Source organism: Rhodococcus sp. HNM0563, from assembly GCF_012726195.1.
Classification (GTDB): Bacteria; Actinomycetota; Actinomycetes; order Mycobacteriales; family Mycobacteriaceae; genus Rhodococcus.
Window position 1 is genome coordinate 1 of record NZ_JAASAF010000052.1, and the last position, 335, is coordinate 335.

Here is a 335-nt window from a genome sequence, read left to right on the forward strand (position 1 = left end):
CTCGCCGGAAGACCAAGGGTTCCTGTCCAACGTTAATCGGGGCAGGGTGAGTCGACCCCTAAGGCGAGGCCGAAAGGCGTAGTCGATGGGAAACAGGTTAATATTCCTGTACTTGGTGTTACTGCGAAGGGGGGACGGAGAAGGCTATGTTGGCCGGGCGACGGTTGTCCCGGTTTAAGCGTGTAGGCTGGTTTTCCAGGCAAATCCGGAAAATCAAGGCTGAGGCGTGATGACGAGGCACTACGGTGCTGAAGCAACAAATGCCCTGCTTCCAGGAAAAGCCTCTAAGCATCAGGTAACATCAAATCGTACCCCAAACCGACACAGGTGGTCAG

At 54.9% G+C, this 335-nt stretch carries 1 rRNA gene; it reads left to right on the forward strand.

Going from position 1 to position 335, the window contains the following annotated elements:
- Nucleotides 1-335, forward strand: a 23S ribosomal RNA gene (locus tag HCA61_RS25925); the annotation flags it as partial.